This window comes from Chitinophaga ginsengisoli (genome assembly GCF_003014595.1).
GTDB classification, from domain to species: Bacteria; Bacteroidota; Bacteroidia; order Chitinophagales; family Chitinophagaceae; genus Chitinophaga; species Chitinophaga ginsengisoli.
This window is the reverse complement of the sequence record NZ_PYGK01000008.1, coordinates 104,872-125,381: the sequence shown is the minus strand read 5'-3', so window position 1 is coordinate 125,381 and position 20,510 is coordinate 104,872. Positions and strand designations below refer to the sequence as shown.

17 protein-coding genes are annotated in these 20,510 nt (G+C 43.9%); 4 read left to right on the top strand and 13 right to left on the bottom strand.

The window, feature by feature from the left end:
* Window positions 1–94 precede the first annotated feature (94 nt).
* Window positions 95–1,633 (bottom strand): hypothetical protein, encoded by a 1,539-nt coding sequence (locus CLV42_RS19755; RefSeq protein ID WP_106603663.1) that lies wholly within the window; start codon window positions 1,631–1,633, stop codon window positions 95–97.
* 257 nt (window positions 1,634–1,890) lie between these two features.
* Here CLV42_RS19755 and CLV42_RS19750 point away from each other — a divergent pair, with 257 nt between their 5' ends.
* The gene (locus CLV42_RS19750) at window positions 1,891–2,367 is read left to right on the top strand and encodes a cupin domain-containing protein (RefSeq protein WP_106603662.1); all 477 of its coding nucleotides are present in this window, start codon (window positions 1,891–1,893) and stop codon (window positions 2,365–2,367) included.
* A 10-nt stretch (window positions 2,368–2,377) separates the two neighbouring features.
* Here CLV42_RS19750 and CLV42_RS19745 read toward each other — a convergent pair whose 3' ends face one another.
* The 5 genes from CLV42_RS19745 to CLV42_RS19725 all read right to left on the bottom strand — a co-directional run bounded on the left by CLV42_RS19745 (window position 2,378) and on the right by CLV42_RS19725 (window position 6,598).
* A complete protein-coding gene (locus tag CLV42_RS19745) occupies window positions 2,378–3,883 on the bottom strand; it encodes a DUF1565 domain-containing protein (RefSeq protein ID WP_106603661.1) in 1,506 nt (501 codons plus the stop codon).
* A gap of 131 nt (window positions 3,884–4,014) precedes the next feature.
* A complete protein-coding gene (locus tag CLV42_RS19740; RefSeq protein WP_106603660.1) occupies window positions 4,015–4,662 on the bottom strand; it encodes a response regulator in 648 nt (215 codons plus the stop codon).
* On the bottom strand, window positions 4,659–5,480 hold the full coding sequence (locus CLV42_RS19735; protein WP_106603659.1) for a sensor histidine kinase: 822 nt from the start codon (window positions 5,478–5,480) through the stop codon (window positions 4,659–4,661). Before CLV42_RS19735 ends, CLV42_RS19740 begins: the two co-directional genes overlap by 4 nt.
* Window positions 5,450–6,124, bottom strand: coding sequence for a hypothetical protein (locus CLV42_RS19730; RefSeq protein WP_106603658.1), 675 nt, complete (start codon window positions 6,122–6,124; stop codon window positions 5,450–5,452). The genes CLV42_RS19735 and CLV42_RS19730 overlap by 31 nt, the downstream gene beginning before the upstream one ends.
* Window positions 6,125–6,598 carry a hypothetical protein gene (locus CLV42_RS19725; protein WP_106603657.1) on the bottom strand — a complete coding sequence of 158 codons (474 nt, stop codon included), beginning with the start codon at window positions 6,596–6,598 and terminating at the stop codon, window positions 6,125–6,127. It lies immediately after the preceding gene.
* Window positions 6,599–6,861: 263 nt separating this feature from the next.
* Between CLV42_RS19725 and CLV42_RS19720 the strand changes: the two genes are divergently transcribed.
* Genes CLV42_RS19720 through CLV42_RS33975 form a run of 3 tightly spaced genes read left to right on the top strand, consistent with a single transcriptional unit; the run spans window position 6,862 to window position 9,034 of the window.
* Window positions 6,862–7,803, top strand: a complete 942-nt coding sequence (locus CLV42_RS19720) for a caspase family protein (protein WP_106603656.1) — start codon at window positions 6,862–6,864, stop codon at window positions 7,801–7,803.
* Entirely contained in the window at window positions 7,800–8,846 is a 1,047-nt protein-coding gene (locus CLV42_RS19715; protein ID WP_106603655.1) for an SUMF1/EgtB/PvdO family nonheme iron enzyme, read from the top strand. The genes CLV42_RS19720 and CLV42_RS19715 overlap by 4 nt, the downstream gene beginning before the upstream one ends.
* Before the next feature lie 11 nt (window positions 8,847–8,857).
* Entirely contained in the window at window positions 8,858–9,034 is a 177-nt protein-coding gene (locus tag CLV42_RS33975) for a hypothetical protein (RefSeq protein WP_170117579.1), read from the top strand.
* Between the two features lie 14 nt (window positions 9,035–9,048).
* Here CLV42_RS33975 and CLV42_RS19705 read toward each other — a convergent pair whose 3' ends face one another.
* From CLV42_RS19705 to CLV42_RS19675, 7 genes are all read right to left on the bottom strand, one after another.
* Window positions 9,049–13,938, bottom strand: a complete 4,890-nt coding sequence (locus CLV42_RS19705; protein ID WP_245901698.1) for a PKD domain-containing protein — start codon at window positions 13,936–13,938, stop codon at window positions 9,049–9,051.
* Window positions 13,939–14,301: 363 nt separating this feature from the next.
* Complete coding sequence (locus tag CLV42_RS19700; RefSeq protein WP_106603653.1) at window positions 14,302–14,667, bottom strand: hypothetical protein; 366 nt, start codon at window positions 14,665–14,667, stop codon at window positions 14,302–14,304.
* Window positions 14,668–14,698: 31 nt separating this feature from the next.
* The gene (locus tag CLV42_RS19695; RefSeq protein ID WP_106603652.1) at window positions 14,699–15,151 is read right to left on the bottom strand and encodes a hypothetical protein; all 453 of its coding nucleotides are present in this window, start codon (window positions 15,149–15,151) and stop codon (window positions 14,699–14,701) included.
* Between the two features lies 1 nt (window position 15,152).
* Window positions 15,153–16,784 (bottom strand): alkaline phosphatase family protein, encoded by a 1,632-nt coding sequence (locus CLV42_RS19690; RefSeq protein ID WP_106603651.1) that lies wholly within the window; start codon window positions 16,782–16,784, stop codon window positions 15,153–15,155.
* Between the two features lie 300 nt (window positions 16,785–17,084).
* The gene (locus tag CLV42_RS19685; protein WP_245901697.1) at window positions 17,085–18,119 is read right to left on the bottom strand and encodes an MBL fold metallo-hydrolase; all 1,035 of its coding nucleotides are present in this window, start codon (window positions 18,117–18,119) and stop codon (window positions 17,085–17,087) included.
* 169 nt (window positions 18,120–18,288) lie between these two features.
* Window positions 18,289–19,356 (bottom strand): serine hydrolase domain-containing protein, encoded by a 1,068-nt coding sequence (locus tag CLV42_RS19680; protein ID WP_106603649.1) that lies wholly within the window; start codon window positions 19,354–19,356, stop codon window positions 18,289–18,291.
* 383 nt (window positions 19,357–19,739) lie between these two features.
* Complete coding sequence (locus CLV42_RS19675; protein ID WP_106603648.1) at window positions 19,740–20,351, bottom strand: hypothetical protein; 612 nt, start codon at window positions 20,349–20,351, stop codon at window positions 19,740–19,742.
* Window positions 20,352–20,510: the final 159 nt, after the last annotated feature.

Genomic DNA, 20,510 nt, shown 5'->3' with positions numbered 1-20,510 from the left:
TCCGTTCCCTTTGTTAGCTATCATTGGTCATTGCCATTATAGGCCATCCCGTGCATGTGGGGAATGAAGAATGCCTCTCAGAGCAGACTAAATGTTAGTAAAGTTTTTTAGGCTCGACTGAAAAAGTAACCGTTCCTGTAGATACTTTGTACGTAAGGTAAATAGTACGCATACCGATGAAAGGAATGTAGATCTGCCCGATGTTGGTGATGACCGGGTAACGAAAATCAAGCACACCTTCGGCCAGGTCCTGAGAGCCGGTAGTAGTTTTATACTGATATGATTCTGTGTGTGTGGTTGTCGCACTTGCCCCAAACTTACCACCTATCTTGAGTTTTTCTCCTGTGCTAACATTTATTTCAAAATTTGATCCATAGGTTGTCGTATTGGTAACTGTCCTCGTTATTTCTTCAGCCGGATCGTATTCAGATACAACGAATTTCCAGATGCTGCCGTATTGCTCAAGATCCCACGGCACGATCTCTATATTTGGATTATAAACCCGTGGGGTGGCCTGTGTGAAGTGGTACAAATAGATGTTGCCGATTGCTAATTTTGTACTGTCATACTCAAGTGTGAATAGTTCTGGCCCTGTTGCAGTAAAATACTTCCTGAGTTCCTGGCCCACTGCATTTTTTGAATTGAGAAATATGCTGATCCTGATCTCAAACCGCCCGTCAATCCAGTATGGACGCTGCAATACTTTATCGGTAACTGCTTTTGGGTCGTTTGCATGCGTAGAGATCAGTCCCAGGTGTTCCGGCTTAGTAAAAGAAAAGGAAGTGATAAATTCACTGTAGCGGTTGGTAAATTTTCCCACAGTATTTGTGGGTGTGATGCCGTAGTAAATATAATCCCTTTGCCATTCAGTGCCCGAGTTATAAGCGTCTATGAGTGTCTGATCTATACTCAGCGCTAGCCTTTCATTAGACGGTGCGGGCTTTTTAGGTTTGGAACCATCAAATGCATCATCCAGAAAGGCGAAGGAATAACGCGCATTAGCGTAAAAGACATTTTTCAGCTGCCGGGCATCTGAAGTAGCATTTGTGTTGATCACACGCTCATTACTTTTCACTACCAGCAGAGGGAATCCAGGGATATCACTGTTTCCCAGGACAGTTTCTTTTCCTGCTGCATCGTAAATGCTGGTTCCTGCTTTGTCAGCCTGTTTAATTGCTACTTGTGGGATCTCCGTTTCTGCATGCCATTTTTCTGCTGAGAAGTTAGGCAGCTCAGGTACGTAAATGGTCAACAATGGCAACTGCTCACTGGCTGTTCGAAAACCTTCTGCATCATCAGCGTATTTAAACAGTGTTTCTTGTAAAGTCCGGCCGTTAGCCAGTTTTTTGTCTTTTGCAGCCTGGTAGAGAATATCATAATCATTATCAAACATACGTGTAGCTTCTGTTTTGATGAAACTACGGACAGCCGGTTCGTCCTTTACTGCTTTAGCCAGTGTTTTCGAAAAGGCGATCCTGTAAACGTCATTCGGATCGGCAGCTACATGTGTTGGAGGAGGAGTGGCAGGTACCTGTTCTTTTTTACAGGCAACAAATGTCAGAGAAAAAGTTAGCAACAGCCAGAAGAACGCATAGGTTACATTCCCTTTTGGGAGGTTTAGGGTTGCAGTCATTTTGCGGTTATTTAGGTGAGTTAAGTTTGGTTATCAGGCAAATATGGAGAATATAGTGATAGGAAAGTTTTCCGTATTAGCTTTTGGGGTGTGTGATATTTATATTTCAGTTTGAGGTTTCATAAAAGCGGGTAAAAATGACCAATGAGGACGTACATGAAACTGAAGATGACTAGTTTCACGATCGGAAAGCAGTGGGAATAGCAATAAAAAATCAGCATATTCTTTTGTAAATTCAGTTATCTAAACCCAATACAATGACAAAACGTGAAATAACCCTTGTTTGTATTACTGTGCTGATCATGTGCATCCCAATGGCCATTATTGCACATAGAAATCAACAGCCTCCCTTATCGTCTACTATATACGACTGGAATGACATTAAAGTGGAACCTACGAAAACAGGAGAAAGACGCCAGTTCCTCCAGGCTCCTACACCAACACTGGATGAACTGGAGCTGCATGTAACCACATTGAATCCCGGGGAAGCGCCTCATCCGCCACATCAGCATCCTGACGAGGAGCTCATCATCATAAAGGAAGGAACGGTTGAATCGACTGTGAACGGCATCACAAAACGTGTAGGACCTGGGTCTGTTATTTTCCAGGCATCTAATCAATTACATGGCATTAGAAATGTAGGCACAACCAAAGCGGTATACCATGTCATAAAATGGAAAACACAAAAAACGCCGGAGATGATGTCTCCGGCGTTTTCCAATATACGTATCTAAAGGCGTATGCTTATTGCTGATAAGCCCCCATACTGCTCACATTATTCTTCACCAGTGGCAGACCGTCTTTATCCAGCTGTGTAGCGTCTTTAATTGCACTAACATCAGCTATATTACGGGACGGACTGCTGGCTTGCAGATGGAAATCACTTGTACTTACCAATAAAGGATCTTTATTAATAGAATGTGCATCCTGTTTAGCACCTGACTGATAGGTGGCAAAGCTGGAATAGCTTTTGCCGGCCCATTGTACACTCACAGTACCTGTAGGTGTAAACCAGGTGTTATAATCAAAACGGTTGTTCTGCTGAGGACTGATAGATTCTACATAAAAGAGCAATTTCGCATTGGTATAGAATACGTTATTCGAGATGACACAATTAGATGCTTTGGTCATGGCAATCTCTCCGGAGGAGGCGTTTGTGCTGTTCCTATAGAAAGTATTGTTGATAATGGTAGCGTTTAGTACCTGGCCGCTGGTACCTGAGTTATAACCGCCGAGCGCCAGCCCCGTTTCCCTGTTACCCTGTAGTACGTTTGCCACTACAGTGATATTGGAAGCAGATCCATTTTCCTCTGCGCCTACTTCGATGCCGTAGCCATTACCTTTGCACCAGTTCCTCTCAATTTTGATGTCACGCGCGCCATCTACATAAATGCCACCGCTGGTAGCATAGTCAGCCACGTTGTCATAGCAGTTATTCTGGCTAACAACACCATTACGGGCCTGGTCAAGAGACGCCGTGCTGCTTACACGATAGTTACCAATTAAAGCAATACCAATGTTAGTGTTGTTATACACTTCACAATGAGTGATGCGGAAACCATCGATGTTACCATCGAGAGAAATAGCCTCGCTGTAGCCGGTGATGTTGTCAAATACCTTACAGCTGTCAATACGGATGTTACTAACAGCATTCGCCTGTGCCTTGCCTTCTCCGTAAACGATAATACCTTGTGCATTATCATTGTCGCCGGGAGTTTTGGTGCGTGAAGTCGTCCATGCAACTTCAGATACGTTTACATGATTCAGCTCAATGTCTGTCACACTACCTGTTGAAGTAGCCGTGATCAGGATGCCCTGGGCATCTTTTTTAGTTACCTTACCAACGTTCAGGCCATAGAGACGGATATGGCTCTGGTTTTCAATCGTTACGATAGCATTATTGCTACCGCCCTGCTGGATGTAAGCAGGAGCATCCAGAGAACCTCTGAACGTAATAGGCTGATCGGCAGTTCCGGATACGTTGATTGCCAGTTGCTGCTGGTAAACGCCGCCAGCCAGATGTACTGTCGTTCCCGCTTTTGCAAGATTAGCCGCTTTTTGAATAGTTTTAAAAGCTTTTTCCGGTGATTTACCGTCATTGTTGTCACTGCCAGTAGGGCTTACATAATAATCTTGTACTGCGAGAACTTTCGCTTCGGATAAATTGGAATTGTTTTCCAGTTGCTCCAGGTTTTTCGAACAGGATGTGAGAACGATAGCGCAAGATGCTACAAAGAATAATGGTTTCATGTTGCTTAATGGTTAATTGTTAATTCAACACTAACGCGGGGAAGGTGGGATAAAGTATATCCGCTACGTGTTAAATTAATAAAAACATGGTTAGGGATAGCTATCCGGTAGGCAAGGGGACGCTAACGGCGTTACAATTCAACCAGCCCATGTTTTACAGCGTGCATCGCCAGCGTAACCCTTGTTTTCACATGTAACTTGCGGAACAGGGTTTCCCTATATCCATCAATTGTTTTTACACTCAGGTTCATCTGGTCAGCAATCTGCTGGTAGGTCATATCCGTAATGGCGAATTTGATGAATTCACGTTCTTTTTCGGAAAGCTGTACAGTTGTGTTGTTCAGACCATTCAGATTTTGCTGCATTACTTCGGTGGCGGCTTCTGAATAATAAATACCGTTAGCTGCAATTGACTCCAGGGCAGCATGCAGATCGGCTACCTCAATATCTTTGTGGATATATCCTTTTACGCCCATCCGGAGCATACGCAGTATGGCTGATTCCTTTTCCAGCATTGTCATCACCAATACCTTCACATCCCCATGTGTGCGTTGTAGCCACTCGACCGACTCAAACCCGTCTAATTCGGGCATGTCGATGTCCATCAGGATAATGTCCGGGAAGGGTGAGAGTTTCATTTTTTCCTTCATCTGGTTACCATTATCCGCTTCGAAGAGGATATTATAACGTTGGAGGGAGTCTCCCATATTGATTAGCCTGATGAGCCCTTTACGGAAAAGGTTGTGGTCATCAACTATGGCTATTTGTATCTTATTCATCGTGGAATCGTTTGAAGGATCTGTGGATGTGGAATGGTGATCATAACGACCGTACCAGCGCCATCATTGCTGGTAATGAGGAGTTCTGCATTGATCAGGGAAGCCCGTTTATTCATGTTAAGTAAGCCGGTACTTTGTTTTTCGCCGCTTTGGTCAAGCGCATTGGCTAAATTAAATCCTGTACCATTGTCCGTAATGATCAGGACAAACTGCTCTTTGGAGAAGTTAAGTGAAGCGGTTACGGCAGAAGCGTGCGCATATTTCACAACGTTGTTCAACACTTCCTGGCAGAGACGGAAGAGAATGATCTCATGCTCTGGCAGAATACGATATTCTTCACCGTGTTTGGTTGTAATGACTTCGTACTTCCTGGTCTTGGCCAGTCGGTTCAGTTCATTTTCCAGCGCTTTTACAAAGCCTATGTGAATAATGTGATCTGTATTCAGACTGGCGGAGAGCGCTTTCAGTTCGCTCATGAGCTGTTTGGCGAGAGATTTTGTTTCCAGTATGTTTTCCCGTTGGTCGCTGGGTGCCTGGGGGAGTATTTCCTGCAGATTAATATTGATCAGGGATACCAGATGGCTGAAGTTTGCATGTAACTCCTTGCTGATATGATCCAGTGTCTGTTCCTGAATGGCGAGTCTTGATTGAAGGAGGACCTGGTTGAAAGCCTCCCGCATTTCAATGATTTCCTGTTGATGTCGGAATTTTTTCTTCTGATACGTGAATAAAAAGTATACGACCGAGGCAGACAAGCTTAGGACCAGAAGAGTGGATATGATAATTGTCAGTGAGGTTGCGAGTGTTGAGGTTTCCATAAAAAGCTTATTAGATAACAGGAGCACAAGAAAAAGTTAAGGAATTCGTTAATCGGGAAAAAGAAGATGGCTAACTGAATGTTGTTTATATTAAAAATCCCTAACATAATCAGGAATGGCAATGTTACCGCGTGATACATAAAGATCCCTAAGGTCATCCAAACCATAGGTTCCTTATGAATGATGATAATACCTTTCTCCTGCAATAGTTGCTGGAAGTAGAGCAGGGACAATAGGATGATACAAACATGGGTGATGATCATACTATAAGTATTGTACTGGAGAGGACCATGAATAAGGGTGTAGTCCAGTACACCAATTATCAAAATTCCGATGGCGGCTGATGCTATTGTTTTTTTAATAATGGGTCGGGTTAATATCTCGTAAAAGATGGTGGACAGCAAACCAAAACGGATGATGATAAATAGGTTGTAGATCCAGAAATTATTCTGTGATGCACCAAATTGCTTATGCAGTTCGTATGGCCATGCTGTAGCAATCAGCTCAGTAAACAGTGTGATGATGATCATCCCGGCATACAGGCTGTAAGGCTTAGGCCATTTTTGTCTGAATGTTTTCAGGCAAAAAATGGCGCTAAGCGTTAGTGGAATAAAGTATAAATATTCGTGTAATGGGATATGCATTTATGCTTGATCTTTTGAGGTGTCTGCGGGGCAGAATGGTGGACAGGGAACACCCAGATTGAAATCCCGGATGATCGGATCTTCGCCTGGAAAGATGAGCGTTTCTCTGTCCTGGGCGGAGCGTTGTGGATAGTCTGGCTCTTCTTCCAGGATTACATTGGTATGGGTGGTCATTCTACCCACCATACTTTCCCTGGTTGTGTTGAAGAGCAGGCAGGTTTGTCCTGCATATTGGTGTCCTTCTTCGTACATCCCAAAGCTGATCCGGATGCCATCGCCCCCTGCAAATTCGATTTCTTCCAGCAATTTTACGAAATGTTCTTTTGAATACCATACGGAACAGGTATCTGGTTTACCCAGCGCCTGGGTTAAAAGTTTGTGTTTCTGCGTTTTGAACTGGTGAATGCGGTTGTTAGTAGTTGCCTGACCAACATAAAAGAAAGGTAGAGGTTTTACAGTCACATGTTGTTGCATAACAGATAATTTTTGGGTGTTAGGTGTTAAAGAAAAAAATTGTTTTGTAAACTGTTTACGGATGCGAAGCTATTGTTTCTCTGGCCTACAAAAATCACTGTAACGCAAATACAGGAAAAATCCTCCATCGATAAAGGGAATTACCCCTAATATAAGAAAAAAGGGATTTTTCCCCTATAGCTACAGGTTTTTTCCTATGCAAATGAATGTAATCTTCGTAATGATATTTTGATTCCCTAGGTCACAACAAACCCCTGCAACATATGAGAAGAGCATTGGTAGTCGGTATTGACGAATATCCGGGCGGCGCCAGATTAAATGGTTCTGTAAATGATGCAACCAGCATAGAACCAATGTTAAGTTTTAATGAGGATGGTTCTCCCAATTTTGAAGTCATGCTCATGTTAAATGAGAAGAAGAAGGGCACAATCATGTCGCGCATAAAGGAATTGTTCAAAGGCGACGATGAAGTACAATTGCTATATTTTTCCGGTCACGGTTATGTGAACGAAATCGGTGGCTGTATGGTAACGCCAGATTTTCAGAAGCATGACGAAGGCATCTCAATGGATGAAATATTGACTTTGGCTGGCGGATCGAATGCACGGCAGAAGGTGGTGATACTGGATTGTTGTCATGCAGGCGCAATGGGAACACCAGCTATTTTTGGTAATGGAACTGCCTTATTAGGGCCTGGTGTGGTGATACTGGCTGCCAGCAGAGATACGGAGGTATCAAGGGAGATTGGGGGGAAGGGCGTATTTACGAGTTTGTTACTGGAGGCCTTGAGTGGCGGTGCCGCCGATATAGCGGGAGAGGTGGCTGCGGGGAGTGTCTACAACTATATAAACCGGGGACTGGGAGCGTGGCAGCAAAGGCCAGTGTTTAAGGCAAATATTGTAAGATCTGTAAGTCTGAGAAAGACAAAGCCTCCGGTAGATTTGAGTGACCTCAGAAAGCTGACAGTGTATTTTCCGGAGGCAACATATGAAAAATCTTTAGATCCTAGTTATGAGAGTACGGTGGAAGGGGCGGATTCGGAGAATATAAGAGTATTTAAAGTGTTGAGGCGTTTGCAGGGTGTGGGGTTAGTCGAGCCTGTAGGTGAGGAGTATATGTATTGGGCGGCAATAAAGAGTGGTTCCTGTAGATTGACAGCATTAGGGATGTATTACTGGCAATTGGTAAAAGCCGGCAGAATATGACCAGGTATGATGTTGCCATTTCGGTCGCAGTAGAAGACAATGCAGTAGCAAGGGCGATTGTGGCCGAATTGGAGAAGCTAAGGGTGAAGTGCTATTATTATGAGTCGCAGGAAGACATCAGCTGGGGAGAACACCTCATACGCCTCACGATGGATGCATACGGTAAACACACCAGCTATGTGTTGTTGATAACGAGCCGGACTTTCGTGACTAAATACTGGTCGGATATAGAAAAGCAGATAGCGCTGACATGGGGGCAACAGGGGCGTATCCTGCAATTAAGATTAGATGATACACCTGTGGGAGGTATTCCAATACAGGTAGTGTATAAGGACTGGCAGAATAATCCTGAAGAAATCGCAAAGCTATTGCATCAGAAGATCAGGCGGAAGAAGCGGGTGGTCAGGCGTAAGTGGTTGCGGGTGTCACCGCTTTTCTCTGCATTGATAATTACGGGCTTCATCTGGGCATTGACACATAGACCGGTAAATTATATAAAAAGAGTGGAAGTCATCGCTCCTGGCGATACATTTTATATCAGCAGTGTAGAGGTAACAGTGGCTGCATATAGGAAGTATTGCATTGATAAGCATGTGGAATTTCCGGAGCAACCTGCCAATTCTCATGATGATGGTCCTGTCAGGAATGTGACATGGGAAGAAGCAAGGGCTTATTGCGAAGCAAATGGAGGACGGCTCCCTACAGAGATGGAGTGGGAGTATGCTGCTCTCGCGGGCGAAAGTACTATTTATAGCGGCGGTACTGCTGCCGTTAGTGTGGCTGTGTATGGCAAGACCAGACCAGCGAAGATTGCTTCCAGGAAGCCTAATGCATGGGGTATTTTTGACATGACAGGTAATGTAGCGGAATGGTGTTATGATTGGTCGGATACTACGCATACGACCAGGGTGGTAAAAGGAGGTGGATATAACAGTGTCATAAATCCCATTAATGAGCTGGCAGTAACGCATAGAAGAACAGAAAATCCTGAGCTGCGATTAAAAGATGTAGGCTTCAGGGTGGTATGGAACAAGAAAGACTAATTATCAACTATATGAAAACATTATTATGCAGCATAGCACTGCTGCTAACTATGTTGTCCTGCGATCTGCTGGACTGCACTTACAAGGGACATAAACTTTATCGCGGCAAAAGAGGCGGTTGTTATTACCTCAATAGCAATGGCAACAAGCAGTATGTGGATAGATCATACTGCGATTGTAAATCCTAAAAATATCCGAATGCCTATCTCACTATCGTTACTGTACCACTGAGTATAAACTTTCCTCCTTCTTCACAGACAGTCTCTATCGCATATACATAAGTCCCGATTGGTGCTATCTGATCCTTCCATGTTCCATCCCATCCCGAGGTTTGAGTATTGATCTGGAAATGGTGTCTCTCAAACACCAGGCTGCCCCATCTGTCATATACCCGCATCGATATTACTTCTTTTACGCCACGTCCCTTGGGATAGAACCATTCGTTCTTTCCATCTCTGTTAGGTGAAAAGGCAGTAGGAAGGAATATAGCATCCTGGTTGCAGAGTATCTTTACGGAGAATTCATCACTGGCCTTACAGCCATAATTGTTCTCCACCTCTACTTTATAAACCGTAGACAGGTTTGGCAGGGCTTCTGGTGTCTGGCAGGTGGTGCAATTCAGGTATTCCGGTGGACTCCAGGTCCATTTCACAATATCAGGACTACCTGTTGTGCGAAGTGTCATTGGCTTTCCGGCCGTTACAGTCCGGTCAGGACCGGCATCAATAGTAGGAGATGGGTTTACTGTTACGACCAGCGATGTGTCATGTGTGAAACAGCCCTCAGCATCGTAGCCGGTCACCTCGTAGGTATAATTACCCGCTGTTGCGATAGTGGCATTGGGATGAGGACTGTTAACATCATCCAGTCCCTGTCCCTTCCAAACATAATGATCTGCACCAGATACCCATAACGGGGCGATCTGTCCGGTGCATATTGTCGTATCCGGTGTAGCTTGTATGATGAAGGGTTGTACTACCCGGATGCTTACATCACCGGTGTCACTGCAACCGTTGGCATCCATCACAGCTACCTGGTAGGTCGTATTGACGGTGGGAGATGCCAAAGGAGACGACGTTTTCGGATTGCTGAGGTTTTCGGCCGGTGACCATTGATAAGTGACACCACCGCTCGCACTCAATGTAGTGCTTGTACCCAGACAGATGACATTAGACGCGGCAGTAGCATTGGCCACAGGTTTTGGTACTATATTGATACTGTGATACGCGGTGTCAGTACAGCCATTATCGCTGATAGCAATAAGGATTACATCTGAAGGGCCGGTCTTATTGTAGGTCTGATCAACAGGTTGCGGTATGTTGGCGGAGTTGCCATTGCCAAAGGACCAGTTCCAGGTAACAGGAGCGTTAGCCACTTTTCCGCTAAAGCTTACCGGTGCGTCCTGACAGGCTACTGAGGGACCGCTGATAGTCACTCCTGGTTTAGGATAAACAGTCACCGTTTTACTCACCGACTCTGTACAGCCATAAGCCGTTGTAGTAGTGAGCGTGAAATTATATGCCTGTACCTTATTCAGGTAGAAGCGAGGAGTCGCAGACGTATCATTTTCCGCAACAGTACCTGGCTCATAGGTCCATTTGTATTTCGCTTCTTTTTTCAGCTGGTCAATAGAGAAACTATTGAACTTCGGCGTAAAAGCCACCCAGCCTTCATCACATATAAATGGCGGTGATGATGCCATTTCCACTTCCAGTTTGTCTATCACGATAGGATCAGTCAGGAAGGCAGCTCCTTTACAACCTGCCTGATCGGAAAGTATGAGCCGTGGCTGATAAATACCTGGCTCTTTGAAGGTATGTTTAATGATAGAATCTGTTGTTTCGCTAACAATACCATCAGTAAAGTCCCATGCAAAATTAACAGCGGCGATGGCAGATACCTTGAATTCAATGTCTTTTGTGAGGCAACCTCCCTTGGATGAGGTAGTGATCTTGCCATAAGGGCCTTTTACCTCGATTTCCTGTTCATATATATCCTGGTTGCCGGCTTCGCCTATTGCTTTCAGTTTCACTTTATATTTCCCGGCAGCTGTGTAGGTATGAGAAGGATTATCAATGGTGGCAAAGCTGCCATCACCAAAAGACCAATAGGAACTGGTATAGTGAATGGAGGTATTGGTGAACCGGGCAATTACCGGTGGACATTCACTATTATTCACGAAGGAGGTCGTAAAAGTAAAGCTGGCGCTAACGGTGGATACCTTGATCTCCTTTTGGGCGCTGTCTGAACAGCCATTATTGTCTTTTACGAGCAGCTTCACCATATATACACCTTTATTCGGATAGTTTTTATCAGGGCTCTTTTCTGCGGAGGTCGTCTTATCTCCAAAGTCCCAACGATAGGTAGGCGTACCACCGGTTTCAGTCGTATAATTATAGAATTGTACCGTACTGCCTGGCGGTATCAGCGTTGCACTCGGTGTAAAGTCTGCGTTAGGACCATTCACCTGCACCCTGGGGCCGGAGGCCGTACTGGTACAGCCATCCTGATCTGTAACGGTCAGCTTTGGATAGTAATACCCCGACTTGTTGTATGTGTGTTTGAAAGGAGGTGATGTAAATACTTGCGCAGCGCTGGTATCTCCGAAATTCCATGACCATGTTGTGATAGGCTTGCTTTTGGAAGTATTCGTCTTGTCAGTAAATGTAAGCTCCGTACCCCGGCATTCAGGAGTAGCAGGAATAAGGAATTTAGCCACTGGTCCATGTACGTTCACAACGATCTTATTGCTGGTATCTGGGCATCCCTGCAGATTATACGCCACAAAGCGGATGGTATCTGCACCAGGTCGCAGGTTATTGAAAATGGCGTGCTGATAATCGTTGCTGCTCCCCTGGGCAGGCGTGCTGTCTGAGGACGTCCACGAATAGGACCAGACATTTAAGCCATAGATATCTTTGTTGATGGCTGTCACGTTGGCGTTAAGTGTATCACTGCCACACAGCGATGTTTTATCTGTGGTGACGGTAATAGGCGAGGGGGCATACACGTTGATGTTCAAAGAGTCTGAACTCGTACATGACCCATCTGCGACAGTCAGCTTCACTTTATATGTACCTGTTTTATCGTATTTATGTTTGACAATGCTTGTTTTGGTCGTGTAGGCGTCTTCCTTTCCATCGCCCCAGTTCCATGTCCAGCTGGTAATAGTGCCGGTCGAGTTATCTTTAAAATGCATCTCCGTTCTGTTATTACAGTCGATGGGCTGCAGGCTAAAGCGCGGGAAAGGATTCACTGCTGTGATATAGCCTATCTTTGTAACCTTTTCGCTGGCACAGGTATAATTTGAAACGGTCAGCGATATTGTGTAAGTGCCTGGCTTCTTATAGCTGTGCGTGGTATTTTTGTTACTGCCTGCATCTCCGGAGCTATCCCCGAAATCCCATGTCCATTTGTTACCCACATCTGTCGTAGCCTCAAAATGTGCCGTGTTATTGCCACAGATCTGAGGTGCTTCCGGAGAGGAGAAATCGGGTTTAGGCTGCTTATAAACGCGGATAGCATTAGATGATTCGAGCGCTACTCTTCCCTTACAGCCATTCTTCGTTGTATAATTAAGCGTTACAGGGTATGTGCCGTCTTTGTTGTACGTATGTGACGGAACAGGCTCTGTAGATTTTGGACTGCCGTCGCCGAAATCCCATTCATAACTCACCACCGAATCACCTGGTGTGATGTAGCTGGTGAATCTGGTAGTGATCCCTACACAGCCTTCGGGTATGTTCGCGTTGATGTCGACCCGCGTTTTTTCCAGCTTAACATCATGTGTTACTATGCTGGAGCAACTAGCTGTACTGGTGGCGGTGAGTTTTATACTGAAGGTTCCCAGGCTGCTGTAGGTAACGGTGGGGTTTTGTTGAGTAGATGATTGTCCATTGCCAAAATCCCAGCTCCAGTTGTTAGCGCCTTGCGAGTTGTTTATCAGTTTCACGGTAACGGGCGCATCGCATATCGGTTTTATATCACTGGTGAAGTCGGCCTGTGGTGCCGCTATCACTATAAGATCTTTGGTCACTGTTTCCTGGCATTTGCCATATTCGGCTATCATGGTCACTTTTACCGTGCCTGTACCTGCAGGCCGGTAAGTAGCCGTAATCCCATCTGTGGTGATGGTGCCTTTATCAACACTCCAGGTAATTCTGTCGGCCTGCGGCGTGTTGAGCGGGGTGATGGTAGCGGAGCTGTTCTCACAGACATTGGCCGGTAGCTGGAAATCTGATTTGAAAGTAGCGACATTGATATCTTCGGATGTTTTGGTATTAGTACATCCTTTGTCGCTGGTAACCGTGAGCTTGATCTTGTAGACGCCTTTACTGGCATAACTATGCGGACCGGGATTCGCATCTGTAGCAGTGCTGCCGTCACCAAAATCCCATTGATAGGACAGATTACCCGGGCCAGTGGTGGTATTATTGACGGTTAGTGCTGAAGGGGCGTTACATAAGAACTTATCAGACACAGTAAAATTGGGCTTCAGCGCTCCTGCCACTTCTACTAGCTTACTGATCTGTTTTGATGCCGTACACCCGTTGCTATTAGTAACGGTAAGGGTAACCGTGGGTGATAATACGTCATTATACGTATGCACGGGGTTGCTACCCGTGCTGATAACCCCATCTCCGAAATCCCAGCTGTAGGCCGTGATGGTACCGCTTACGGGATTTGATTTATTCTTGAAAGTAACCGCAAGAGGCATACAACCGCTGGCAGGGCTGGCAGTAAAATCCGGTTCAGGCTTTGCCCATACGGTAACCGTTTTTGTGATGGTACCGGTACTTCCAGCAGCATCTTTGACGGTCAGCGTTACGTTATAAGTGCCCGGAGCCGTATATGCTGCACTGGGACTTTGCTCTGTAGAAATATAGCCGTTACCCAGATCCCACCGCCAGGAAACGGGCGCCCCTGTAGACTTATCAATAAATTGCGTAATCAGACTTTCGCAATCACTGGTCTTCGCTGGCGTGAAATCTGCCTTTAATTGTGCATAAGTAACACTACTCAGTAAGAGCATGCTACAGAGCATAGCCAATGTGAGGACATTGCCTAAAGTTGTTTCGGTTTTAAGGGGCATAGCATATGGTTCGGATATGAAAATAAATAATTTCTATGTCAATGATTGTACCATGCAAGTGTTACATTATTAGTGAGTTGTGAGGGTGTTCTAACGGTAGAGCATGCTGGAAGAATAGTTAGTTGATTGCGTGTATACAAGAGATAATGTTATTATCATATTCTATTTAATCGCAGCATATGCAGGTGAAAATATTTTTTACCTACTTAGAAAAATGAGTGAAATATTGCTTCTGTGTATGTGATTAATGTGCCTGATAGCAGCCACAGCGATTTTTCTTGTGTGGGCTTCGTGGATATATTGCATCAATTGGGGATTGGGCTGGGAGCAGGTTGTAGTACTGCTCTCCTTCATCCTTACCAGCTAGTTTTCTGATCTTACAATACTAGGCATTGGACTTCTTGGCGCACCCGATGCCGGAGGCTGATTATTTTGATACATCGAAATGTTGAGCTTTGAGAGCCGTTGAATATACGGTTCCGATAAATTGGCAAAGTATTGTTTTACGGCCGGAGGAGGAGAGTACTTTTCATTAATGTGTGTATACGTCAAATATACGATCAGTGCCTTTCTATCCATCTTGTTCTTTATACTGCAGTCCATTAATTCTTTTAATGTCTTACAGGCAGCATTAACATCATTAGGATTTATATCAGAACAGGGGATTTGCGCAAAAACACAGCTACCCTTCAATACAAAGAACATTATAAATAAGAGAACTCTTTTCATGATACGTCAGTTTATCTAGTACTCAAAAGTGCTATTTGCCAGATTCAGAAGTTTGTGTGTTATGAGCGCCTTCTGTTTGCGGTTTGGCAAATTCGATGGAGTCTTTGCTATCAATAGATTGTGATATCAGGTAACAACCAAAAAGAATAGCGAAGAGACCGGGAGAAAAGGTGGTGAGCTTTGCAAAACCTGTCAGATCTACTTCTGTTGTTTTTTCTAATGCGTGAAAGGAAACTGCCAGGCCTATGAAAGTGATCGCTATCCCGGTGATAATCCCCAATGATCTTTTTAACATACTGAGATGGCTGCTATAAATAAAGATCAGGTAATTGGGATCTTTCATTAACTCCTTATCTTCAACAGCCGATTTTTTGAACCATTCTATGTTTACGTATAAGTAATATGAAACAAGCACCAATGCGAATGTAGATACTATCGTAATATACCAGGGTGCCAGTTTGGTCCATCTTGAAGATTCTGCCATTTTATTTTTTATTTATATTGATCAATAAATCTTTGATAATATGTCCGGTTGAGCCATTGGGCTCAGGAATATTTAAAATTGCCGATATGGTTGGCGCTATATCTGTAATGTTGATCTCTGAATAATCTTTCTGTGATTTTATACCACAGCCATACCATAGGAGCGGAATATGAGTGTCATAGGAGAAAAGAGAACCATGGGTGGTACCAGTTCTGGAGAACGTTTCATAATAGTTTGGCTTTAGTATTATAATCATGTCTCCGGATAATTTGCTGAAGATGCCATTTATTGTTTTAGTCTTCAGACTGGCTTCGAGAAGTTCGTCAGAGATACTTGTCAGATCAAGTACTTTCAGTACACCATCATACTGTTCAATATTTTTCTTGATCTGTTCGGTGATTGCTTTTCTATCTATTCCTGTGGTGATAATAGAGCTGTCATTCAGATGTATCATGGGATAATTGAATGTCCGGATCCAGTTCAGGTCACCGAATGTGGATTTAAGATACTTTTCGGTGTTGAGGATGATTTCATTCATCTTTACTTCTCCACTATTAATATTCATATCCTTCAGGTAGCCGAAATTGTTGGCAACCCCATGGTCAGAGGTTAGAAATACCAGGTATCCATCTTTTCCATATAGCTCATCGAGGTGGCGGAGAAAGGAGCCGATTTCTTTATCGAGGCGCAGGTAGGTATCTTCCAGTTCGATGCTATTGGGATTAAACGCATGACCGATATAGTCAGTTGAAGAAAATGCGATGGTAAGCAGATCCGGGGTGTCACCAGATCCGAGCTTTTCATTGCTGATCAGTTTTGTAGCGAAGTCTATCAGAATGGTATTACCGAAGGGCGTATAACTAAATACATTTCTTCTAACGCTGGCAAACGAACTCAGGTCATAGGGAAATGAAAGAGCGGTCTTGCCGAAAGGAGTTCCTTTATATAAAGAACCGCCATCATTGCTATAGATGTATGTACTCCTTGGGTATAACAGGTCCCAGCCGGCTTTGCATATTGAATCGACATACTGACGACTGTTGAAGGCTTCTACCCATGAAGGAAGTCGCGCCAGGTAAAATGTGCTGGATATAAAGTTGCCTGACCCACCGTCGAGCCAATATGCATTACCTGAGTGTCCTGCCGATAAAACGGCTGCGCGATCCATCAGGGAAATAGCGAATACCTTGCTTTGATGGTTGGTGAATAGTCGTAGCTCGTCCCCTATAGTATTTACCTCTAGCCTGCGTGGAGAGGAACCGGCAAAACGATCGCTGCCAATATTACGAACAGTTTCATCTTCAACGCAATAAACCTCGCTGCGGATATTTTTGTCGTACCAACTATTCGCCGGAATGCCATGTATAGAAGGAACTGTTCCTGTGAAGATAGATGCATAACCGGGCCCGTCATGAGATGGATAGAAATTCAGGTGGGTATTGTTGCAATTGAAACCACTGTCCATTAACCTTTTGAAGCCGTCAGGCCCAAAACGGCTGTTGAATTTATAAAGATATTCCCACCGCATCTGATCTACCACAAGACCAACAATTAATCTGGGTTTCAGGGATTGAGCGGAGGATATTGAGATTCCTGCAAACAGCGTGACAAGTAGTGGACGCAAAGACTTCATAATGCTATGGTAGTACTTTAAACTTTCCGGGGCAATTGGGGAACTTAGTGGGGCTTATGGCACTGTTAAGCGGCACTAAGGGAAAATAATTCTTTCATGATTTTTATATTAAACTGATCGTATATACTACGTGGTAACTAAAAATAAGGTTTTCCAATGCATAAAACAATACCAACTAGTTTGTATTTTTTGCCCTTATTGAACAGAATTTAATCATCCATTACAAGATCTTGCTAAAAGAAGAAGGTGCCTTCAAAGTAGTTGAGGCACCTTCCTGGTATTTTTACTTAACGGCAAATCTTAATTCACGCCTTTCCACCATTCCTTAAATACCTGCTTATCATTACGCAGATCCACCAGCTGACCTATCATAGGCGTCGCCAGCGGCATGTCTGCAATGGCCTTTAATCTTTGTAAAGGCTCATCCCAGGGATGGTTGCCCAGTGTGAATTTGGAAGAATGCACCGGCAGCAGTCTTTTTGCCTTCAGATCTTTTGCCGCCTGTAACACCTCTTCCGGCTGCATATGAATATACCTCCAGGCAAGGTCATACTGGCCATTTTCAAGAATGGCAAAATCTATCGGACCGAATTTCTTTCCTATTTCAGCAAAGTGGGTATCATAACCACTATCACCTCCTATATAGATCTTCATGGCCGGCGTTTGCAATACATAAGACTGCCATAGTGTGTTATTCCGGGAAAAGGTCCTGCCTGAAAAATGACGGGTAGGGGCTGTATGTACGACGAATCCTCCTCCCAACTCTACATCCTGCCACCAATCCGTCTCTATGATCTGGTCCGGTGCATAACCCCATCTTTCCAGGTGTTCTCCTACACCGAGCCCACAGATCACTTTGCCAACCTTTCCCTTTAGTGCCAGCATGGTCTTATAGTCCAGGTGATCATAATGGTCATGTGATATGAACAGGTAATCTATTGCCGGGAATTCGTCCACCGTGTAAATATCGGCACCTTTAAATGCCTTAGTCCCTCCGGGCAGTGGTGAGGCGCTGCCGGAAAACACGGGATCTGTGAGGAAGCGCTTTCCGCCTGTCTGTATAAAATAAGAGGAGTGGCCGAACCAGACCAGCACATCCTGTTCTGGCGCAAGTGCCAGCAGATTAGTTTTTACAGAGGGTAATGAATCTATCGGGCGTAAACGCAAACGTTTCTTGAACATGAAATCGTATAAAACGCCTCCCATACTGTATCCTTCTGACAGTTGCGGCGTATTGTGAATGTTCTGGAACTGCCCGTCTTTATAGTGAGGCGACTGTCTGATCAATTCTAGTCTCTTTCCCGAAGGTTTTTTTCCGAATAGTGGATGTCTCATATATATTAACACTGTGATTATCAATAGCACTAGTACAGCAAGTGCTATTTTCAGGCATTTGATAGTTATCCTGAATAATTTCTTCATATGTATTTAATGACGAATGAGGAGGATGGATATTTTAAGAGAGTGAAAATATTTTTGACAGAATGCCTGATCTGCACCAGGGTTACTTTTTTGCTGCAATTAGTTTGTCCAGAATATTTAAATACACATCAGTGGGCGTTTGTCTGCCGTAGTCATATTTTGTTTTAAAAGCTACTACCACATCAAGCTTAGGCAAAACAGTTATAAATTGCCCATACGCGCCCGTCGCAGAATAAGCCCCTTCATAGAAACCCTGATTATAAGGCGTATCCCAGATCCACCATAAATAACCATATCCAAAATGAAAATAGGCTGTTTTTGCTTCAACAGCCTTTTGGTAAGATGTGATTGCGGAAGTAGTTAATTTAACCCAATCAGCGGGAATTACCTGCTGGCCTTTCCACTTTCCGTTCCTGAGCATTAAATAGCCTATTCTTGCCATATCTCTTGTTGAAAACCACATATGATAAGCAAGGAATTTTGACCTTGTTGTGTCACCGGTTTTGCGTTGCTCTTTTATATTCCAGTCCTGCATTTGCAATGGTCTGGCAAGTATTGAATCGATCAGCTGATAAATAGTTCGCCCCGTCTGTTGTTCCAGGATGTAACCGGCAGCATTGAAATCCCAATTGTTGTATAACCAGAAACTTCCCGGTTCAACGCTACCTCTTTTGGGAGCCATGGCAGAGGCATCTCCCTCATTACTTGCCGGATGATAAACACCTGAGCGTGCAGTGAGTAAATCTTTGATAGTAGCCTTCTTTTCTATCGGCAATAAACCACCAACATCATCAATGTGTAACTGCTCCATGGTGGCTGAAAGATCTATTTTCTTATTTGCCACAAAAGGGCCATACAGCATGGACAGCAGACTTTTCCTGCAGGATGCCAAATAGCTGGTCTCTTTTGTATCACCATAATCAAATAAGATTTTTCCGGATTGTATGACCACCATACCCGTGGCATGGGTGCTGTCTATGATAAAACGCTTAAGGCTGTTAAGGTTGTCTTTGTTCCATCCTTCTTTGGATGCATCATTTGTGAATTGCCAGTCGCTATCAGGATAAATAGCGTTGACATTTATAGTATTGGATAGTTGACCAAAAGCTAAATATGGGAAAAGGAAAATTAATAATAGGAGTCTACGCATGTTGTATCAATTTTGGAAGTCAGCATCCTGCTGGCTACCAATGGGATAAAATTTGTGCCAACTGCATAATGTTTTAAAAATAAGTATTTTATACATTTTCTGACTGGTGTTCTGTTCGAAAACGTTACAGCAGCTGTGCGATTTTGTCGGGTATAGGCGGTCATTTACAATCTCCGACTTGTAAAAATTAATCCAAAATGGCTAAAACTTCAATTAGTGGTGATCTCCCAATTGTGACTATCTCCAGGATAAGACAGCAATAATTATTTTAACTAACGCTGATAATGCAGATGCCTATGGAATTGCATTTGGAGTGGCAGATTTATTGCAGTCAGAAGACAAACAAGTAAACGTTTCTATGCAGACCTTATACGTGATCTTTATTAAAGTCTTTTAGCACCTGGCGGTACCAAACCATTTTTAAAAGCTTTTTGCTGATCTTTATTGCCTAAGTCCATGGAGAAGTTCTCCCATTTTCCATCGGCGTTTAACACTGCACAGTTCCAGTCGCCATCTGCATCATCGGGGAACTGCCATAAAATATGATAGCCTTCTTCATTGGAAAATCCTTCCTCATCAGCCTGTAAAATGCCTTTTACCTTTTCCCAGATGAAGGATTGTGTGGTCGTGATAATAGGGTAATTATCCTCTTCCATTCCTATAGGCAACAGCCTGAAGGCATAAATGACCTGTACGCGGTCAAAGAAGTCGTTCAGCCATTTAGCGGCAGCAGCCGGTTGGAAATCAAGAATGCTGGCCTTGAATTCATCCAGCTCTTCCTTGCCAATTCCTTCGTTTGTAACGGCGTCCCTCTCAATTACAGCTAACAGTTTATTATTTTCATTATTTAATTCAATACGCGTCCATTTTTCCGGTGTCTCATTTTTAAGCGCACCCAATCTGGCACTGAGATCTTCCTGGTTCAATGCCTCTAAAATTTCGTCTAAATGAATATCCGGATTTTCTGTCCCGAGGACGCGTATATAATAACTCATATTTGCTAAAGTATAATGAAAGTTGTTTCCCGCCAAATAATAGTGCATAGGTTGGCCAAATCGTGGTATTATCGACGATCCGGAACTTCTCTACAAACATACATGTTTATAATGCTCACTATGAATCGATTAAAACCTGCTGATCGCCGTCATTGTTTA